This is a genomic window from Shewanella sp. S1-49-MNA-CIBAN-0167 (assembly GCF_040310145.1).
GTDB lineage: Bacteria > Pseudomonadota > Gammaproteobacteria > Enterobacterales > Shewanellaceae > Shewanella > Shewanella psychromarinicola.
In genome coordinates this window covers 1-19,531 of record NZ_JBEOPO010000055.1, presented here as the reverse complement: position 1 = coordinate 19,531, position 19,531 = coordinate 1, and the positions used below count along the sequence as shown (strand labels likewise).

General features: G+C 41.4%; 16 protein-coding genes and 4 pseudogenes. 13 read left to right on the top strand and 7 right to left on the bottom strand.

The window, feature by feature from the left end; translation table 11 throughout:
* The first annotated feature begins 1 nt into the window (after nt 1).
* On the top strand, nt 2–1,207 hold the full coding sequence (locus AAEZ00_RS19110) for an acetyl-CoA C-acetyltransferase (RefSeq protein ID WP_351089489.1): 1,206 nt from the start codon (nt 2–4) through the stop codon (nt 1,205–1,207).
* Between the two features lie 131 nt (nt 1,208–1,338).
* Here AAEZ00_RS19110 and AAEZ00_RS19105 read toward each other — a convergent pair.
* From AAEZ00_RS19105 to AAEZ00_RS19095, 3 pseudogenes are all read right to left on the bottom strand, one after another.
* Nucleotides 1,339–1,452, bottom strand: a pseudogene (locus AAEZ00_RS19105) (transposase domain-containing protein); the annotation flags it as partial.
* A 117-nt stretch (nt 1,453–1,569) separates the two neighbouring features.
* A pseudogene (locus tag AAEZ00_RS19100) lies at nt 1,570–1,803 on the bottom strand (tyrosine-type recombinase/integrase); the annotation flags it as partial.
* A 53-nt stretch (nt 1,804–1,856) separates the two neighbouring features.
* Nucleotides 1,857–3,016: pseudogene (locus AAEZ00_RS19095) on the bottom strand (IS3 family transposase); the annotation flags it as partial.
* A 71-nt stretch (nt 3,017–3,087) separates the two neighbouring features.
* Here AAEZ00_RS19095 and AAEZ00_RS19090 point away from each other — a divergent pair.
* The gene (locus AAEZ00_RS19090) at nt 3,088–3,972 is read left to right on the top strand and encodes an IS1595 family transposase (protein WP_124013548.1); all 885 of its coding nucleotides are present in this window, start codon (nt 3,088–3,090) and stop codon (nt 3,970–3,972) included.
* Here AAEZ00_RS19090 and AAEZ00_RS19085 read toward each other — a convergent pair.
* The 4 genes from AAEZ00_RS19085 to phaZ7 all read right to left on the bottom strand — a co-directional run bounded on the left by AAEZ00_RS19085 (nt 3,931) and on the right by phaZ7 (nt 8,968).
* On the bottom strand, nt 3,931–4,137 hold the full coding sequence (locus AAEZ00_RS19085; RefSeq protein WP_351089509.1) for a tyrosine-type recombinase/integrase: 207 nt from the start codon (nt 4,135–4,137) through the stop codon (nt 3,931–3,933). The genes AAEZ00_RS19090 and AAEZ00_RS19085 overlap by 42 nt on opposite strands.
* Before the next feature lie 255 nt (nt 4,138–4,392).
* Nucleotides 4,393–6,060, bottom strand: coding sequence for a methyl-accepting chemotaxis protein (locus tag AAEZ00_RS19075; RefSeq protein ID WP_351089507.1), 1,668 nt, complete (start codon nt 6,058–6,060; stop codon nt 4,393–4,395).
* A gap of 426 nt (nt 6,061–6,486) precedes the next feature.
* Nucleotides 6,487–7,821, bottom strand: coding sequence for a hypothetical protein (locus AAEZ00_RS19070; protein ID WP_351089487.1), 1,335 nt, complete (start codon nt 7,819–7,821; stop codon nt 6,487–6,489).
* Nucleotides 7,822–7,861: 40 nt separating this feature from the next.
* Nucleotides 7,862–8,968 carry an extracellular native short-chain-length polyhydroxyalkanoate depolymerase PhaZ7 gene (gene phaZ7 / locus AAEZ00_RS19065; protein WP_351089485.1) on the bottom strand — a complete coding sequence of 369 codons (1,107 nt, stop codon included), beginning with the start codon at nt 8,966–8,968 and terminating at the stop codon, nt 7,862–7,864.
* Between the two features lie 176 nt (nt 8,969–9,144).
* Between phaZ7 and phaZ the strand changes: the two genes are divergently transcribed.
* From phaZ to AAEZ00_RS19005, 11 genes and pseudogenes are all read left to right on the top strand, one after another.
* On the top strand, nt 9,145–10,035 hold the full coding sequence (phaZ, locus tag AAEZ00_RS19060) for an intracellular short-chain-length polyhydroxyalkanoate depolymerase (protein ID WP_351089483.1): 891 nt from the start codon (nt 9,145–9,147) through the stop codon (nt 10,033–10,035).
* A 10-nt stretch (nt 10,036–10,045) separates the two neighbouring features.
* Complete coding sequence (locus AAEZ00_RS19055; protein ID WP_351089481.1) at nt 10,046–11,602, top strand: alpha/beta fold hydrolase; 1,557 nt, start codon at nt 10,046–10,048, stop codon at nt 11,600–11,602.
* A 379-nt stretch (nt 11,603–11,981) separates the two neighbouring features.
* Nucleotides 11,982–12,137, top strand: coding sequence for a hypothetical protein (locus tag AAEZ00_RS19050; protein WP_351089479.1), 156 nt, complete (start codon nt 11,982–11,984; stop codon nt 12,135–12,137).
* Between the two features lie 37 nt (nt 12,138–12,174).
* Complete coding sequence (locus tag AAEZ00_RS19045) at nt 12,175–12,384, top strand: zinc ribbon domain-containing protein (RefSeq protein WP_351089477.1); 210 nt, start codon at nt 12,175–12,177, stop codon at nt 12,382–12,384.
* A gap of 648 nt (nt 12,385–13,032) precedes the next feature.
* Nucleotides 13,033–13,323 (top strand): helix-turn-helix domain-containing protein, encoded by a 291-nt coding sequence (locus tag AAEZ00_RS19040; RefSeq protein WP_124013273.1) that lies wholly within the window; start codon nt 13,033–13,035, stop codon nt 13,321–13,323.
* On the top strand, nt 13,313–14,665 hold the full coding sequence (locus AAEZ00_RS19035; RefSeq protein ID WP_351089475.1) for a type II toxin-antitoxin system HipA family toxin: 1,353 nt from the start codon (nt 13,313–13,315) through the stop codon (nt 14,663–14,665). Before AAEZ00_RS19040 ends, AAEZ00_RS19035 begins: the two co-directional genes overlap by 11 nt.
* Nucleotides 14,666–14,682: 17 nt before the next feature.
* The gene (locus tag AAEZ00_RS19030) at nt 14,683–15,687 is read left to right on the top strand and encodes a YecA family protein (protein ID WP_124013275.1); all 1,005 of its coding nucleotides are present in this window, start codon (nt 14,683–14,685) and stop codon (nt 15,685–15,687) included.
* Between the two features lie 10 nt (nt 15,688–15,697).
* Nucleotides 15,698–16,816 (top strand): hypothetical protein, encoded by a 1,119-nt coding sequence (locus AAEZ00_RS19025; RefSeq protein WP_351089473.1) that lies wholly within the window; start codon nt 15,698–15,700, stop codon nt 16,814–16,816.
* Nucleotides 16,817–17,083: 267 nt separating this feature from the next.
* A pseudogene (locus AAEZ00_RS19015) lies at nt 17,084–17,332 on the top strand (HipA domain-containing protein); the annotation flags it as partial.
* A gap of 672 nt (nt 17,333–18,004) precedes the next feature.
* Nucleotides 18,005–18,517 (top strand): mobile mystery protein A, encoded by a 513-nt coding sequence (locus AAEZ00_RS19010; protein ID WP_351089471.1) that lies wholly within the window; start codon nt 18,005–18,007, stop codon nt 18,515–18,517.
* Nucleotides 18,514–19,116, top strand: coding sequence for a mobile mystery protein B (locus AAEZ00_RS19005; RefSeq protein ID WP_124013277.1), 603 nt, complete (start codon nt 18,514–18,516; stop codon nt 19,114–19,116). The genes AAEZ00_RS19010 and AAEZ00_RS19005 overlap by 4 nt, the downstream gene beginning before the upstream one ends.
* The last annotated feature ends 415 nt before the right edge of the window (nt 19,117–19,531 follow it).

Sequence of the window (19,531 nt, the reverse complement as noted above, 5' to 3'; positions counted from 1 at the left end):
TATGAGTAAAGTCTATATTATTGGAGCCAAACGAACTGCCATTGGAAGTTTTGGTGGCACCCTCGCATCAATTCCAGCTTTTAAACTTGGTGGTCATGCTATTAAAGCTGCTATAGCTCAAGCTGGCATCCCTGTAGAAAGTATCGATGAAGTCGTCGTTGGTAACGTGTTGAGCGCTGGTCAGGGGATGGGCCCTGGACGTCAGGCAGCACTTTTTGCCGGCATCCCGGATAGTGTTCCAGCCTATACGCTCAATATGATCTGCGGAAGCGGTATGAAAACGGTTATCGAGGCGGCTACTAAGATTAAGGCTGGTGATGCTAATATTGTTATCGCTGCTGGCATGGAAAATATGTCCGCTGCACCTTACCTTATAGGCAGCAATAATCGTTTCGGCGCTAAGATGGGGGATCAAACACTTCTTGATTCCATGATCCATGATGGACTGACAGATGTCTTTAACCAGTATCACATGGGGATGACTGCCGAAAATATTGCTAATAAGTATAAGATAAGCCGTGATGCTCAGGATAATTTTGCACTTCGAAGTCAGAAAAGGGCTTGTGCTGCAGTTGAGGGGGGACGTTTCGATGATGAAATAGTGTCTGTAGAGGTGATGATTCGTCGTAAGTCGGTGACTTTTAACCGTGACGAATACCCCCGTACTGATGCCACGATTGAAAGTCTAGCCAAGCTGCGGCCCGCATTTGATCAAAATGGTTCGGTGACTGCAGGTAATTCTTCCGGGATCAATGATGGTGGGGTTGCATTTGTTATTGCGTCACAAGAGGCTGTCGATAAATACCAATTGCAACCATTAGCAGAGATCGTGAGCTATGGTCAAGGAGGCCTTGATCCCGCCTTTATGGGATTGGGGCCTGTTCCTGCAATCAGACAAGCGCTTGAACGTGCTGAGATGCCTTTAAATAAGATAGAGTTACTCGAGTTAAACGAGGCCTTTGCTGCTCAAGCTATAGGGGTGATGCATTGCCTTTGCGAAGAACATAGTGTCTCACTTGATTGGTTCGATAATAAAACCAACCTAAATGGTGGTGCTATTGCATTAGGTCATCCACTAGGTGCTTCCGGCGGTCGAGTGTTAACCACACTGCTCTACGAGATGGAAAAACAAAAGTGCGGTTATGGACTCGCTTCCTTGTGTATCGGTGGGGGGATGGGAACCGCAGTTATCATTAAGCGAGTTTGAAATAAATATTTTCATCTTTAATCTGTAAGTGAGTGGTCCCTTTGCCGTTCATATTATTTGAACGGCTTTGTTTTGAATACTAATTTAAATAGAAGTTATTATTTAAAAGGTAAGCGTCTCGCGAACCACACCTACTTTTTAAAATTCCAAGGTAACAAGCTGTCGATATCGGGTTCTGGTTGGCACAGTTCATCAAGACAAGCACAGATGTAATCAAATGGAATTAGGCCATTTGCCTTTGGGGTTTATACCGAAAGAAAAACTATGCCGAACACATGCTGCCCAATTTCATAAGTGTGCTGGTATTACTGTCATTTGACTGTAAGGATCCAGTTTCTATTCGGCATAGTTTAATCCTAGAACTACAGGCTGGTGAGAAAACCTAACAACTTATCGCTCGGTTTATAGTGAAGATCACTGTGCTTATTAAATGGCGCTACTTTCGCTAATGCCGCTTCCTTCAGTGCCATATGAGCATGTAAGTATCTTTGTGTCGTTTGTGTAGATTCATGTCCAAGCCACATCGCTATTACCGTGGTATCAACACCGGCGCTAAGCAGCTCCATTGCTGCGGTGTGTCGAAGCACATGAGGTGTTACATGCTTCTGCTTCGGTGTTTTTCAAGGGCGTTGTCGCCTGGTATTTGATTTTATGCCACCTTGCCCTCTTTTATTTCAACCTTAGATTTCTCTGGGTTAAGATTAACCTCTTTAATCAGATCCCAATTCTTAATTTCACCCGACCAACGACTCGGCTTTTCTGCTTTTGCTCTCTTATAAACCGCCACTCGATTTAATAAAATAGCGTCATCAAGCCCTTGATGACGCTTCGATGGTGTCACAAATTTAATACCACTGTGCCGATGTTCATCGTTATACCATTTAGTAAACCCGAACACCCATTCGCGTGCAGCATCAAGATCTTCAAATGCTTTTTCTGGGTATTCTGGTCGATACTTTAATGTCCTAAATATTGACTCCGAATAGGGGTTGTCATTGCTTACTGATGGGCGGCTAGATGAAGGCATTACGCCTAATTCTTGTAGCGTTGCCAACATAGTTGCTCCTTTCATTGGGCTGCCATTATCAGAGTGTAGCGTGACTTGATGAGGTTTTACCTTCTCGCGCAAGCAAATATCGGTCATCAAATCGGCCGCCAGAGCACTAAGCTCATCGCAATGCACTTGCCAGCCAACAATTTTACGGCTAAAAATATCAAGCACTAAATATAAGTAAAAAAAGCTCCCCTTAACACTTGTCGGTAAATAGGTGATATCCCATGTATACACCTGATTGGGGCCGGTTGCAGTTAATGCCTTTGGCTTAATTACCGTTCTTGCAGGCTTGCTTTTTAAACGATGCTGAAGCTGCTTTTTATTCTTTAATATTCTGTAAATACTCGATTCAGATCCTATATATATCCCTTTATCAGCAAGTATCGGTACAATTTGACTTGGTGGTAAATGGGCAAATTCAGGCTCATTGACCACTTTTAATATTCGTTGTTGCTCGATTGCTGTCAACTTGTTTTGAGGTGCATGTATTGCCTCTATTCGCCCATCTTTGTCATTGTTTGTCTGTAACCATCGTTGTAGTGTTTTGGCGCTAATTCCAATTATTTCACAGGCCATCTTTTGCCTAGCACCTGCATCGCTAGCTTCTCTAACAAGGCTCAAGATACGCAGCCGTTCTGAACAGGTGGTTAATTGTCCTCGTCGTTTCCCCAAATCTCGTGGACTTTTTTTTTGAGCACCAATAATGCAGCTGTTTCAGCTAATGCTTTGTCTTTACGATTAAGCTCTTTTTTTAACATGCCTATGCATCTGAGTCAGTTTTGGCTTATTCTTATAGTATAAATCAAGACTAGAAGTGAGATTTGCTATGAAAATGCCTGAAACGAGTTTTTTTGAATGGCAACGTCAATTCAGCGCTGAAATTGATTGCTTAAATCACATTAAGAAAATGAGATGGCCTAATGGTTTTGTTTGCCCTAGATGCTCTTGTGAGCATGCCTATGAGCTTACAACCCGCAATTTATATGAATGCAGTCAATGTCATAAACAAACATCGGTCACAGCAGACACATTATTCCACGGTAGCCGTATTCCTATCACTAAGTGGTTTTGGGCTATCTACTTTTTAGGCTCAGATAAAGGCAGTATTTCAGCATTAAGACTGAGCAAGCACATTGAAGTTAATTGGCGAACGGCACGTTTGATATTAAGTAAGCTGAGAACGGCTATGGGCCATAGAGACAGCTTATATAGACTGTCAGGGGTCATTGAAATTGATGATGCGTTAGTGGGTGGCAAAAGCAAGGGCAAGCGTGGACGTGGAGCTGGAGGTAAAACACCTGTTTTAGTTGCCGTTGAAAGCAAAGGAAAAAGAGCTGGATTTATTGCTATGCAGGCTGTGAATAGCGTTTGCCATGATAGTGTTGAACAGTTCGTTGCCAAACACTTAACGAGACAGCAAAAAGTGCATACAGACGGTTTACCTGCGTTGAACATTATAGATAAAACTCAACAACATGAAGCGAGGGTTACCCCCAGTGAGCTTGTTGATGAATGGCTGCCTTGGGTTCATATTGCCATTGGTAACTTAAAAGCATTTTTACTTGGGACATTCCATGGTGTTTCAGGAAAGTACCTACAAGAATACCTGAGCGAGTTCTGTTATCGGTTCAATCGTAGACAAATGGAAAGAGAAATACCTAACAGATTGTTAAATTTGGCAATAATTCACACGCCAATACATTCTTACTGAGCCAAGTGCATAGGCATGTAATGCAATGACGGTTAAATCAACACCTGATTGCAGCAAATGCATGGCGGTTGTATGCCGTAAAGAATGCGGTGATATTTTCCTCCCCCTCAGTGAAGGGCATGATTTACTTGCTGCCGTTACTGCACAATCCAATCGCTGATTGATGCCGAACGGGGTTAATGCTTCTCCATGACGGTTTGGAAAAAGGCTAATACTTGAGCTCGAGTTAACATTTTTTTATTAATTAATTGACCTTGTTCATTGCAACAAACTACATGAAAGAATCGTTTTGCTATGTTTAACCCTATTGTTGTAATCTTCATTTTGATCTTCTCCCATTTTGATTGTTTGTAACCACTTCAATCATGGCATATCGATGACGTAGTGGGAGGAGACCATCACATCACGTTAATTAATCAGTTATAAAATCTTAAACTGCCCCACCAGAGTGCTCAAGTTACTTCCCTCTATGTATACCGTTTGACTTATCTCATTAGCTTCTTTACTAGAGTGAAGTAAATCTTCTACAATTTCTTTTATTGTAAAGACGTTACGGTTTATCTCTTCGGTAACCGAACTTTGTTCAGTCGCGGCGGTGGCTATTTGGCTACTCATATCGTTGATTGCAGATACTGCCACCGTCACCGAACCTAGACTGTCAGATATCGCACGCGAAGAATCCACCGAGCGGATACAGCTTTGCTGACTATCGTCCATTGTTTTAACGGTTTGAGAGACTAAATTATGCAACCGCGACAGCATTTCATTGATCTCTAGGGTACTGGCCTGGGTTCTACTAGCTAAGCTACGGACCTCATCGGCGACAACAGCAAAACCACGGCCTTGCTCTCCGGCTCGAGCCGCCTCGATCGCCGCATTTAATGCTAACAAATTTGTTTGTTCTGCAATACCACCAATAACAGACAATACCGAGTTGATCTGCTGAGATTGTTCACTTAAAGATTTTACATTGATAGCGACGTTATCAATTTGGCTCATCAAGGACGATACTTCAGCTAAAGAGCTATCGACACATTCTTGCGCCTTAGTCACATCACCGGTAGCCGCAAGAGTAGCATCTGCTACTAAGGAAGTGCTCTGAGCGACTTCACTTGCCGTCGCCGACATCTGACTGATTGCTGTGACTACTTGATCTGTCTCATTATTATGGTTTATCAATTTCTCCGACATGCTCTTAGTCTGATCATTTATATTTTTAGCTGCCAATTTCATTTTACCGGTAGCTGAGGCGACATCACCAATAACATACTGTAACTTTTCGACAAATGTATTAAATGAACATCCTAATTGAGCTAATTCATCTTCACCTTTGATACTTAAACGCCGAGTCAGGTCTCCTGCGCCTTTAGCGATATCATTTAAGTTATCCGCCATTTCTTTTATCGGAATAACAATGCGCTGTGCTGAAAATATGATTGTTAATGTAGTTAGAGTGGTTAGGATTAATGTAATTATCAAGATCCCAATAGATTTATCTCTCATCTGCTTAGTTGCGGTAACTTTATAGTTGTCTACAATTCGGTCTAAATCATCAATATAGACACCGGTACCTAGAATCCAATCAGTATTGGAAAGCATCATGGTAAAACCAATTTTTTCTATTTGCTGATCTGAGCCCGGCTTTTGATAAAAATAAGAATAGTTACCGTCACCATTTTGAGCAGCATCGATTAATCCAACCAAAATTTTGGTACCCCGCGAATCTGTCAAGTTTATTTTATTTTGCCCTTCATACTCAGGCTTCAGACCATGTACGATATTATTTCCTTTATAATCATATATATAGAAATACCCAGTATTACCAAAACGTATATCCCGTAATGCTTGGTTAACGTTACCTAAAGATTTTAGGGATAATTGATAATATACGATTCCAGCGGCTATTTCCGTTGCATCTTTTATGTGCTGCTTTCTTTCATCAATCAATTGAGTCCTAAAATTGACTATTTCCTCCTTGAGCTTGACCTGTTCAAAGTAATAGGAAACATAAATAAGAAGTGAAGTTGAAATTAGGAAAGGTAGTAAAGCTAGAAGTAATAACTTATTGCGCAAACTGAAATTAAACATATTTAACATATTTAACATATCCTATAGAGTAAAAAAGTATATTTATGGATGATAGATTTAGTTACACTAAATCTATATTTAATATATTATTTATCAAAGTATTTAGTATTAACCCTTCATATTTAAATTAAAGACTTTCTTTTAGGTCGTATGAAATATATTGGATATTTCTGAATGCATAGTTGAATAATTAAATTGGATACCATGGTAATTATAAATTTTATTACTATCAACTTGAAAGTTGGATGACTATTTTATCTAAATACGATTATCCACCTTTAATCTTAAACAAAACTGTATCATCGGGCGCACTTTGAGTTTTTTAATTTATACAACTGACCTGAAATAGATGCATACTGCAATCTGATGGATTAAAAAAAGCTGCTTTAACTTAGGCCAAAGCAGCTTTGGAACGACAAATTGATATTAGCCGAAGCTGACTCTGATTGTTGTCATGACTGCTGTATCATCTATATCTTCATCGGCATGACCAGCTCTCAGCTCTATAGTGTTATTAGGACTAAACTGATAAAGGGCTTTTAAGTCGTAGAAGGTTCCGTTTGTTGACTCTCTATAATATTCAGGTAGTGTGTCATTCTTGTCTGCGTTATAGAGATCTAGCTCCATTCGTCCCACAGCAAAAGTAAACTTTAATTCATCAGATAGGTTCCAATTAGCCCGTAGACCATAAATGGTTCCATCTTCACCGGTATTTCCGTTGAAGTTACCTAATCCACCAAAAAACTCGGTTCGGGTAGGGTTTATCTCATTTCTAGGTGAGTTGTTGATTAACATTGAATAACTATCCCAACCACGGCCTACTTGACCACCATCTGCTATACTGGCGATTTGAGCCTGCAATTGAAATTCTGGTGTTATCTGGTAGCCAGCTTCTAAAAATGCTGCCCAGCTATTATTGCCCCAAAAATATATAGCCTGTTCATCGCTTGCATCTGACAAGTTGATGTTTGCAGCCCCTTTGAATGAAAAGTTACCTATCGTCTTTCCTAGGTAGGGTGATATATTATGGAAGTTATCAATGTAGTAAGCATTAGGTATTTCATTTGGAAAGTCCGAAACCGATTCACCATCGAAATAGCCCCATAGTATTCCCCAGTCAAGACCATTTTGGTTGCCTATTGCGGCAATAGTGTACATGTCTAAGTCACCTGTGGATAAAGGAGTCGCACTGTTTTGTGAGAAATCTTTAGAGAATCTGAGATCGTATAAAGCAATTAAACCGACGTAGCCTCCATCAGTCATAATCGTTTTCATCGCAAGAATACGATCTCTGCGGTCGTCTTGAATATTAAAACCATATGCCCAACTAGCCTCTTGGCGACCAACACGGAATAACCAACCATCGTCACCCTTATATTGAAGATAAGCTAAATCTAATGACAATGAATCTACATTATCACCACTTATATAATCACTTCCAGATCCTCCACTATGACGACGATCACCGGCCCAATCATAAAAGCCTAGCATCCGAGTGTTAATCGACCATCCGGCCTCGTTTGCTAAGTTTAGTGTAAATCTGGTCTGAGATTGGGCTCCATTAACATTTTCTCCGGTGTTGAAATTACCTTCACCATTATCGACATTATAGCCTTTTACAAATGCATCAGCTTTAAAATCAATTTTACCGACATTATCAATTTCGAACGATGTTGCATGTGAAGCCATGGATACCAAACCCAGAGAGCAAGCTAAGGCTAAGCCTGTTAGCTTGGTTTTAATTATTTTTGTGTTCATCATTTTCTTTCCTTCTATTTTACTATATTTATAGTCTTCGTAATTAAAATGCATTGGTTACTGGGCCACTTAAGTAGTCGACTGCGCAAGCACTTCCCTTACAGTTACTTGTCAGCATTTTGACCACTATGGCACCACTATTGATTTTACTGTTGAAATGTCCGATACCATTGAGATCCCCACCGGATAAGTTGTAGGGGCTTAAATCACTAAAGTTAAAGTCGAGTTCACTTGCTGTTGTGCCAGCTCCGAGCCCTAGCTGTGAAATGACATTTTCGCTAGAATTAAAAAGTGCCCCTTTTACGCATGTACTTCGACCTGATGTCGTTGTACAGTGAATTTGATCATGTAAACCAGCAGTTAAGCTGTAGAAACTATTTTCTGGGTGGTTAGCCGGCAGATTTCGCATACTGCGCGTGTAGTAACTACCAGTCCAGGCGTTCTTCCCCCACATTGGAGAGAAACTTCCATTATCTGGATATAGCCCAAAGATGTTTGCATCATAGATATTTTGACTACCGCAGGTAGGTGCTAATGCATTGGCGTACCCGGTGTATAGGCAGGATTGCAGTCCACGAACTGCACCGGCAATATTGATAAAGCGTTCGACTTTGTCCCAAGTCTGATGCTTGTATAAGCTGGAAAGTGCCATTGATACACCCAAAGAGTGTGCAACTATGTTGACTTTTTTCTGCTTAGTATAGGCGAGTACATCATTGATAAATTGATTGATCATATCCTGTGAGCTTGCATCATGATAATTAAGCTGCGGGGACTGTCGTTGCTCAATAGATAGATAAGTTAACCCAAATAACTCACAGTCATTGTAGCCAGACTGTTTGAAGGACTCATAAACAGAAAGGGGAGCCTGCGGGTAGTCATTTAGAATAATACTTGGTGGTATTGCCCAACCGATGGCATTATCTCCATTTCCATGAAGGAAGATCACTGGAGTTTTGTTAGCTTGACAATTTCCTCCACCAAATCCCCCATGAGGATATTTGTTTTGGTTTATAAAGTCATCTGAAAATTGATAATTAGAATCAGAACAAATAAACCCATTATGATTATTGCACTCTACTGAATTAACTGAAGTCGATATTAATAGTGCCGATAATATCCATAAATATGTGTTAGAAGCGTTTCTCATTTTCAACATCCTCGCTACCAATAAATTTATTGTTATATTAACCACTAACAGACTTCTTTTGCGTAATATTTTCGGGATTGTTTTTTTCATTAACGGGATGTTAATGGGGTAAACAGTTGCCATTAATAAAGTTATTATTGGATAGGATTTCAGTTAGGTATATTAGGAGTAAAGCCATGCACCAACAGATAAAAACTGAAAATGTGATTTTAGCTAGTGGTGAAGAAATTTATTATCGCGTTTCTGGTCACGGGCCTGTGCTAGTTTTACTACATGGAAACATGACATCATCTTTTCACTTAGAAACGTATATCAAGTCAATATCTAAAGAGGTAAGGGTTATAGCCCCTGATATGCGTGGGTTTGGGTTGTCGAGTTATAAACAGCCTATTTCCAGTTTAAGAGAACTTTCGGAAGATATAGCAGAGCTACTTATTCAGCTTAATGTCCAGCAATATGCTATTGCAGGCTGGTCTACTGGTGGTGGTGTTGCTATTCAGCACTGTATCGATCACAGCGATAAGGTGAGTAAGCTAGTATTGATAAGTAGCGTTGGAGTCAATGGCTACCCAGTTAAATCCAATGGTGGACAGGGAGAATATCTAAATAGCAAACAAGCAATACTCGATGAACCCATGTTTAAGCCGATATTTACAGCTTTTAAAAATAAGGATAAAGCTTTTGTTCGCGGTTTATGGGACATGGTAGTTTATAACCATAAGAAACCTCAGCCGGAACTTTATGAATTACTGATTGATGATGTACTGACTCAAGTTAATCTTGTCGATATCTATTTTGCTCTATCAAATTTCAATTTGACTGATGATTTTAATGGCGTCATTCCGGGTAATAGATTGATACATAACTTTAAAAAACCAAGCTTAATTTTGCACGGTGAGGATGATCTTGTCATCCCCGTAGACACAGCTCTGTATAACTATAGGGCGTTTGAAAAGAACTGTGAGTTTGTGCTACTGAAAACTTATCCAGACAGTGGCCATTCATTATTTATCGATCAAATCGAAGATATTAGTCACCAAGTTCTAACTTTTATTAAAAATAACTAGGACACATAAAATGAATAAAGCTATTAAACTTCACTTACTCTTATTGTCGCTGTTTAGTGTAGTAGCTGGATGTGCTACGACCCAGTATCCAGTGAATAATATGCAAGCATTAACCGTGACAGAACAATGCCAAGGAAGCTATTGGCGAGACTGTGTAGGATACCCCTTCCCTGTAAAATATGCTCAAGTAAAAGATAAAAAGGGAGTCGACTGGCAGGTGGCATACATGGATGAGTACGCTGGCGACAAGAGCACGCCTAAAACTATAGTACTTATCCATGGTAAAGGTGTCTTTGGAGGTTACTTTGGGGACCTAATGAAGGCATTATTGGGCCAGGGGTATCGAGTCATAGTGCCCGACTTACCCAATTATGGTAAGTCGATTCCAGGAAACTTAGATAACCCTGTGACACGTTCACTTGATGATACTCGAAGTGCCATTCATGATCTGTTGGTGAATAAATTGAGCTTGGATAAAGCTAGTTTCCTTGGCCATTCCATGGGTGGACAATGGGTTATAGGTTATGCGTTAGAATATCCGGAGCAAGTTAATAAAATAGTGCTTGAGTCGCCGGGTGGTTTGGAAGAGTTCCCAACGAGCGTCGCAGGTTTACCTTTTTTTGGGGATGAGCAGAAGACATCTTATGAGAGCTGGGAAGGAATCTGGGGGAGTACATTAGAGAAAGAGAAGGCGAAAACGGCAGAAGATATCTTGCTGTTTAACTATTTTAAGGCCAAGAACCCTAAGACTGGGGTGATCATGGACTCTCCTGCTGGCTACTTTATCAATAAAACTCAAATGACGGACTATGTAACTCATGCTCGTCAGTATATGATCGATAACTCAAGTCGGGAGTATAATGCCTATACAGAAACTTATATCCGAGATATCTATTCAATGGGAGTCGAAGTTCGCGTAGAAGATCCTCAGAGCCTAGTGAAGAAGATTGATCAAATCACCGCGCCAATGCTCATCACTTATGGTGAGAAGGAGCCATTTATTCCTACGACAGTTTTTAGTGGCCAGCAGAGTTTACGCTGGGATGTGATTAAACCTGTGTATGATAGGTTAGTCGACAAGGGGAATGAACCTACAGTTATTATCTATCCTAATGTTGGCCATTTTATTCATACCGATATTCCTGAAAAATTTCATAATGACGTGATTAAGTTTCTTGCTGGAGACAGAATTTCCGGTACCGAAAAAATATCATCATACAAACTACCGTTAGTCATTCCTCCTGAAGAGGTAACTGTTTTTTTCGATAAATTTAAGCGAATTCTACTGAGTCAAAATAAGACTAACATTGCCACCTTTTACGCAGTCGATTTTGTTGAAAATAGCTACGATAAATCTGCATTTTTAGCTGTTTTATATAGCCAGATGGCTAAAGTTAAAGATTATGAGGTATCTTTAGTTAAGTTTGAAAAAGACCCCAATGCTGTAGATGAGTACTTTATTGAAGGTATGGTGAATTTGGGTACAATAACAGTACCATTCAAAGAGGGTAGTAAAATCCGTAAGACCTCTGTCGGTTGGAAGTGGTTGGGTAATAGGAAGCTCTAATCCCCTTTTTACCTTTTTACATTTTTAAAAATAATATCGATAATTTGTAGTCAGACATCTCATGTAAAGCAAAGATGATATTTTATGAAGATTGTCTGTTAACGCCATAGTTTTGGATAGAATAAAGTCTAAACTCTATTAAAGGACCTATTTACCCATTGCCTACCAACTTAATGGTAATAACGATTATGATTAGTTAACGTTAAATAACTATTGGTAAGTAGATCCTTTAGCTCTCTTTTGTCTGTGCGAGCTATTACATACTTTAGGTTGTTGAACGAAGCCGCTCTGCGGCAGAAAAGATAAAAACACATCTTTAGCCCCATCATAACTACTTACTAGACCCTGCCTACCTTGGCAGCTATCTAGGAGTATTACTATGAACGATCACGAACAACAACGCTTTGATTGTCCTTACGATATCATAGTGTTTGAGGATTTGAACGTGAAAGGTATGCAGCAATTTAACGGACATATGGTGAACGATAATGTGATGGGTATGATCACTTCGCTGACTTACTCAATACAAAGTTGAATTGAATGGCGGCATTTACCATGAAATAGGTCGTTATGTGAAATCATCAGGCATTTGTTATGAATGCAAACATACGCATAAATTTGGCCTTAACGTGCGAGAATTTGCCTGCGAAAGCTGCGGTTTAGTCCAGTGTAGAGATTTGGCGGCAGCTAAATCTATCGAAAGCACAGGCGAAAATGATTTAATGGCGGCTGGGATAGTCGCCAGGGTAACCCCCAAATCTCAGAAGAAATCATCATACTAAAACGAAAGTCTTTGAGCCATCAAAGTTTGGTGTGGGAACTGAGAATAAAGAAGCAGCTTAGCCGTTAAAAGCTAGATTGCAGAAGCCCCGTGATCAGAGCGAAGCGAAGTCGCGGGGTAATTCACCTAACAGGATCACTTGCAGGTTACTTGTAATATCAGAGCCAAGCGTATCTATAATGGCTTGGTGTCCTAGCAATGCTTTTATGCTGCGTAATAACATGAAACCGATCGCTCAATAACATTGAAGACGATCACTTTTTTGTTTTCCAGTAGACCTAGAGTGTGAAAAATTGGGTTCAGCTAAACCAGCTAAACCAGCTGACTTGGGGGAGTCTGTAAGGCTGCCAGAATAAAAGCTATACCGTCACTAATAATGCGTCACTAGCTTATCGAAAAGAAACTGTTCAATAATGCCTGTTTGCCCACCACTTGCCTATGGCTTTTACTCAATTTTAGTGGAGCTTCTTGGTTATGAGTACGAAAAACAGTGGTGTTTTCACTTTGCTGTTAGAGCTAAAAAATAGCCGTTTTGAAAGGCTTTATCGAGTAAATTTTCAATACCTTTTCTATTAATGGATACAATAGTGGCTATTTTTGCTTCTTTACCGCTACAATGGATATAACTGTATCCACTGAGTCGTTGCGGATGAATTTTACCTTACTGGATGATACCGATGTGAGCCAAGCCTATGCTGCTTATTTGCGTGAGTTACGCCAACGCGCAAAACTATCACGAACGGCATTGGCAGAACGCAGCTGCGTGCCTGCGTCCACCATTAAGAAATTCGAGCTGACAGGGCAAATTTCATTTCGCCAATTGCTGTTGCTTTGGCAGACTCTCGACTCATTGGATAGGCTTTATCAGCTCACGCAACCTAACAAAGAGCGCGTTGCTACCCCCATTAGCATTGATGAGGTCCTAAAAGATGAGTTTTAAACCCATTCAAAAACTCACCGTAACCCGCACGTTAAGCTCAGGTGAGCAGGTATCGGTAGGGGTCTTGGCTCAGAACCGGCAAGGCGTTTTTTTTCAGTATGCAGACAGCTATTTGCAGCAGTTTGGCAATTTATCGCCTTTTACTTTACAAGCTCATACGCAAGTTCAAGCAGCACCTAAACAACCGCATCAAGGTGTGCATGGCGTATTTGGGGATTGTTTGCCCGATGGTTGGGGCATGCTGTTACAAGATCGTATTTTTCGGCAAAAAGGGATTCTGCCTAATCAATTAACAGCGATGGACAGGCTGGCCTTTGTTGGTGATAAAGGCATGGGGGCGCTGTCTTTTTCTCCGGAGTCTGAGTTTTCAACCTCGACGCACGCTGATATTGATTTAGCAACCTTGGGCTTAGAAGCACAAACGCTGTTCGATTCTTCAATGTCAGGTTATATGGATGACAACAACGATGATTTAGATGGGCATACTCAACAAGTGTTGGCCGCATTAGTCGCTGGGGGGAGTTCGGGTGGAGCAAGACCAAAGGCGCAGATTTATATGCCTGCCGGGGAAACTCAGCATTGTCGAACCGTAGCCCAATCCGGTGATGAAGCTTGGCTGATTAAGTTTACCTCGAAAAATCTAGCGCTCGGTCATGAAGAAGGCTTGTGTGAGGCGGTCTATTTGCAAATGGCCGAGCAAGCAAAGTGCCAACCGCCAATTTGGCAACTTATTGGAGCACCAAATACAAGCGGTGCGCCTGCTTGGTTGGCGCTCAAGCGTTTTGATTACGTCACTGAACAGACCCATTTAAGCAGCAAGCGCAGTTCAGGCCGCTTGCATATGCACAGCGCCTGCGGGCTGCTGGATACAGACTTTCGAACGCCAAGTTTAGATTACATTGACTTGATCAAAGCCAGCCGTCAGCTGTGTAAATCTCCAGCCGCTGGGCAACTGCAATTTCGCCGCGCCATTTTTAATCTACTGTCGTCTAACCAAGACGACCACAGTAAAAACTGGGCGTTTTTGCAAGCTGATGATGGCCAATGGAATCCTGCACCTTTTTACGATGTTACGTACAGCCCACATCCATTTAACGAACACGCCACTGCATTCGGAGGTTATGGCAAAGCGCCACCGATTAAGGTGATGCAAAAACTTGCGAGCAGTGCAGGCTTTTCGAATTGGAGTGATGCAAGGCAAGTTATTGAAGAAGTTGCTGAAGCACTCAGCCAATTTACTTATCTTGCACAGCAACAAGGGACCAGTAAAACGACAGTATCTGCGATTGCTAAGACATTGGAGCAGCGCAAACAGGAAAACGCAGTGCTTTTTCTACAATAATAAGAAGGGACACAACAATGAAGCTTGGTCGTAACGATCTTTGCCATTGTGGCAGCGGTAAAAAATTTAAACGTTGTTGTATGAGCAGCCTCTCCAAACAACATGCCCAAGTCTTTGATGATGTCGACGCCATGCTGGCAATGAAACCAAATTTGAGCCTTGATGAACTCAACGCTGCTTTACAGCACAAAGTCCAGGATCGCAATAATCAACCTCATCCCGATTTTTGTGGTGTGACACCAACGCAAATGGCCAATTGGCTTTATGCGCCTTTCGATGAATTACAGTGGGTGACAATCAGCACACCATATGAGCTGTTGGCCAGCCCGGTGATGCGTTATCTCGCTCTCATTCTTGATGAGGCCATGGCGCAAGATGGATCATTCAAAGCCACGAGCAAAGGCAACTTACCGGCTAAATTGGTCAAACAGGCCAGTGAGTTATTGCCTGAGTTTGCCGTTGCTCAATTCGAGCGTCACATTAGTATCAGTGAGTTTGCAGGTAGTAACGAAGATAAGTTTAATGCTTTGCACTACACCAGAGTGCTAGCCGAAATTAGTGGCATTATTTATCGACGCAGCGGCCGCTACCATGTGAAAAAATCAGCGCAAAAACAGTATCAGGCCGAAGGTATACAAGCATTTTTCAAACCTATGTTAGAAGCTGCAATCAGCAAATATAACTGGGAGTATTTGGACGGTTTTGAATACGATATCGACTTGCGACCCTTTTGGTTGTTCATGCTGTGGCGTATTCAAAGCCACAACAGTGTGGATCAGCTGGTTGAAGAGGTTATGACGGCTTTCCCCGATTTACGACAGTCTTTCCCTACGGAAGATGACTTCTCGCCAGAAAGAAGTTTAAGCATACTCATTGAATCACGTTTTATTGAGCGATTTTTACAGTTTTGGGGATTTGTGACCATTGACCCAAGACGTTATTTAAACGCTGAACCCGTCGCCAGAGTGGTTCAGGTACAGCCTTTGTTAAAACACACCTTTCAATTCACCATTAACGCATAGCAAGGTCATCGTGAGCGAATATCAATACTATAAATTCGAGCTATTGGATGGGTACTTGGATGCTAAGGCACGCCAATCACTCAGAACCGTTTCAAGCCGCGCTGAGATCAGCGCTACGTCCTTTCAGGTGTATTACACCTACAGTGACTTAAAGGCAGAACCCGCTGAGCTGATGTTAACATACTTCGACATTGGTTTTTACTATGCCGATTGGGGCACAATCGATGCTTACATCAAGCTACCAGCGGGAACTCTTCCTGATGCGTTACTTGGTTTTTCACGTGATGGGCTTCATGTACACGAAAGTGAAGAATGGCAATTGCTGATTTTTTCCCTCGAGGAGTATTATGAATATTTTGACGATGAAAATGCTAACGACTTTTTCCAGCATTTAGCTGGTTTACGCAGCGAGTTAATCCAAGGTAATTGGCGCCTTGTGTACTTTATGTGGCTCAAAGCGTTAGATTGTAATGACGAACCTGAGGAAATACCTTTAATTCAATTCGATTTTGAGCATCTTAGTGAGGAATTACAGGCTTTTTCTGCGTTGTATGATATTTCCTTAGCTTGGGTTAAAGCACTTGCGATGGTACTGAACGAACAACCACGTCACCAAGCAAAACAAGCCCAATTTCAGTATGATGTGTGGCTGCATAATCTCACGGAAGCGGAGAAAAACACGCTATTAAGCACGCTTTTTGAACAAGGCCAGCTAACCCGTCATCAAGCCTTAGCGATGACGCGAAAAGAATCTGCCAACAAAGACGAAACCTATCAGTATTGGTTAACCCCCGACGTGATTTCTTCTTACTTTGAACAAGCTCAAAGCCAATTACAGCAGGAGCAAGCCGCAGCGCTCGCAAAAAAAATGGCGATTGAAAAAGCGGAAAAAGAGAAGATGTTGACGGATCTCTACAATCAGCGTGAGCGCTGCTGGCAGCAAACACAAGAGCAAGCGGATCGAACTTGCGCCAGTGGTTACGATGCGGCATCACGCGATTTGCATCAGCTGAACGAAGCCTATCAGTTCAAAGGGGATCGTCCTGCTTTTGAACAGAGTTTCAAATGCTTCATTGTGGCTAATAGTAGCCGTAAAGCGCTGTTAAACCGGCTCAAAGATCTACTTTAATAGGGCGTCCCGTTTCGCCCCTTTCTGTAGTACAAACATGTGATAGCCAAACTCGCCTAGTTAGCGTCAATCACCCTAAGCAGCAATACACCCACCTCGTCAGCAGCGGGTTTTGCGTTTGCCCGAGGTGAAGGTAAAAACTGGTTTTGGCCGCAGTACCATATTATGCCCCTGTTTATACAAAGAGAGAGGCCAACGGTGAATTTCCTCTTTGCTGAGCATCCTGTCTTTACTAGACTCAACGCCACGGGCATCATCTACTGTAAATGGATTATGCGTTTGCCCCAAGAGGACTTTTGCCAAGCATTAAACATTCCGCTAGCGAGAAAATATGAAAGCCACGGCGGTCCCGATATTGAGCAGATTATGTCATCTTTATTAGGCTCCACCAATTCAGAGCAAGATCGAGTTAACTTCATGAAGTCTCAGGTGCTGTTTTGGCTATTAGCGGCAACCGATGGTCACGCTAAAAATTTCTCACTTTTTATTGAGGCGGCAGGTGGGTATCGACTAACTGTGGTCGAGTAATAAAGTGCCATACCAAGTATTAAAGTATCATACTGGTTGCTCAGCGGTTCATTTCTAACGGATTTCCCCGAAGTTGTTATTTATCTAATATGTCGAGAAAACAGCCCTTTAACCATAAAGCCAGACTTTAACCATTGTTCCTAGGTTCATCTGGTGATACAGATGGTTCACTCAAAAGCGGTGAACAGCGTTTCATACGACCTCACGTCGCACGCCCCAATGTGAGCTACGGCTCAAGTTGTGTTTTTTGGGGGGGGTTACTGATTTTAAAATACAAAAAGTAATGGGTGATAAGAGGCAACACTTGACCTCATTGTCTTGCGCGAGCTACTCACCTCAGCTAGCCTTCAAGCACAAAAAGGCCGCTATTAAGTGGTTTTTTGTATCTTAATCCAATTACAATAGTTAATTTGATGTATCCTTTTTAAGATACAAAATCATAATTAGTATCTATAATCTCATACGCCTAACAAAATATGTATCTTAATTAAGATGCATTTACTGTTAATCTGTAATCAAAACAAATGCAATACAAAATATTATGTATCTATTATGTGATACTAATATCAAATTTGTGTCATCATATTGAAATACGCAAAATGGAAAGTGTATCTAATTTCGATTATGCTTAAGACATAAACAATGGAAAACGAGGTTACTATGTACTCTTTTCGAAGCAATCCGCACAAGCAACAACCCGTTAAGAAAACGGTTTTAAGACAGTACAGAGAACTGGTTGATGCAGTTAAGGGAACGCTAATCCCCTCAATACCTAAAGAGGGCTGGATTAGAACAGTAAGAAAAGCTCTGGATATGTCAGGCGCCCAGCTAGCAGATAGAGCTGGCATGACAAGAAATAGAATTTCAGTCCTTGAAAGGCGTGAGGCTGATGGCGACATAACTCTAAATCAGTTAAGGCAACTGGCTGAAGCTCTAGACTGTGACTTCTCATACACTCTAAAACCTAAAAAGGCTGTTTCTGACATAATGCAAGAGCGTGCGCTGATGATTGCGACAATAGAAGTAAAGAAAGCATCTAAAAATATGTTTCTAGAGGCGCAATCAGTTAGCAAAGAGAAAGAAAATATCTTAATAATTGAACTAGCCGAAGAAATTATGCGTGCCGGTGGGCGTAAGCTATGGGGTAAAAATATGGAAGACAAAGTATTTTGATTATTGATGAACCAGAAGCTGCTACACCGCTTGATCCAGATGATATGGAAGGGTTGAAACACCCACACGTAACAACAAGAGAACAACTTAACGAACTTGAACAATCCAATATACTAGCAGGCCAGCAATGGGTTAGTGGTATCTCTGGCCTAACGCTGGATTCTATTTTCTCGGCTGAGTTCGTTCTTGCCCTCCATCAGCACCTATTTGGTGATGTATGGACCTGGGCTGGGGCCACTCGAAACAAAGAGTTAAGCATTGGCTGTGATCCCTTCCAAATCAGGCCCAAGCTCCACAACTTTCTAGAAGATGCTAAGTGCTGGGTAAAGTTCAAACACTACTCACATCTAGAGCTCAGCGCTCGCATACAGCACAAGCTTGTTGAGATTCACCCTTTCCCAAATGGTAACGGCAGGCACTCGCGTATATTTACCGATGTTGTTCGCATGGTTTTACTAGAAGAGCCACCGCTTAACTGGGCAGAGGGCAACCTAGAGAAAGTGAGCGAAGAGCGCAAAGCTTATATCTCTTGCCTTAAGGAAGCTGACAAAGGTGATTTTGCTCCGTTCGTTAAATACCTAGAGAACCTTGGCAATTAACTTAAACAACAGACACAAAAATGTATGGTCCGCCTCGTTATTGCAAATGATATTGTCGATAACGAGGTTGGTTTGCGCTAATGTATTCGGAGTCTTCATTAGGTGCTTCACCACCCGCTCCACGATGAGTTCCGCGCTAGATTGTCCTCAAAAAGCCCAAAGCAGAAAATCGAAAATCGTTATCCCAGCACCTCACTCAGTTAACAAAGTAGCGTTTTCCACATAGTGGAAAATCGAAAATCGTTATCTCAGCACCTCACTCAGTTAACAAAATAGCGTTTTCCACATAGTGGAAAATCGAAATTCGTTATCCCACGACACCCTCTCAGTTAACAAAATAGCGTTTTCCACATAGTGGAAAATCGAAAATCGTTATCTCAGCACCTCACTCAGTTAACAAAATAGCGTTTTCCAC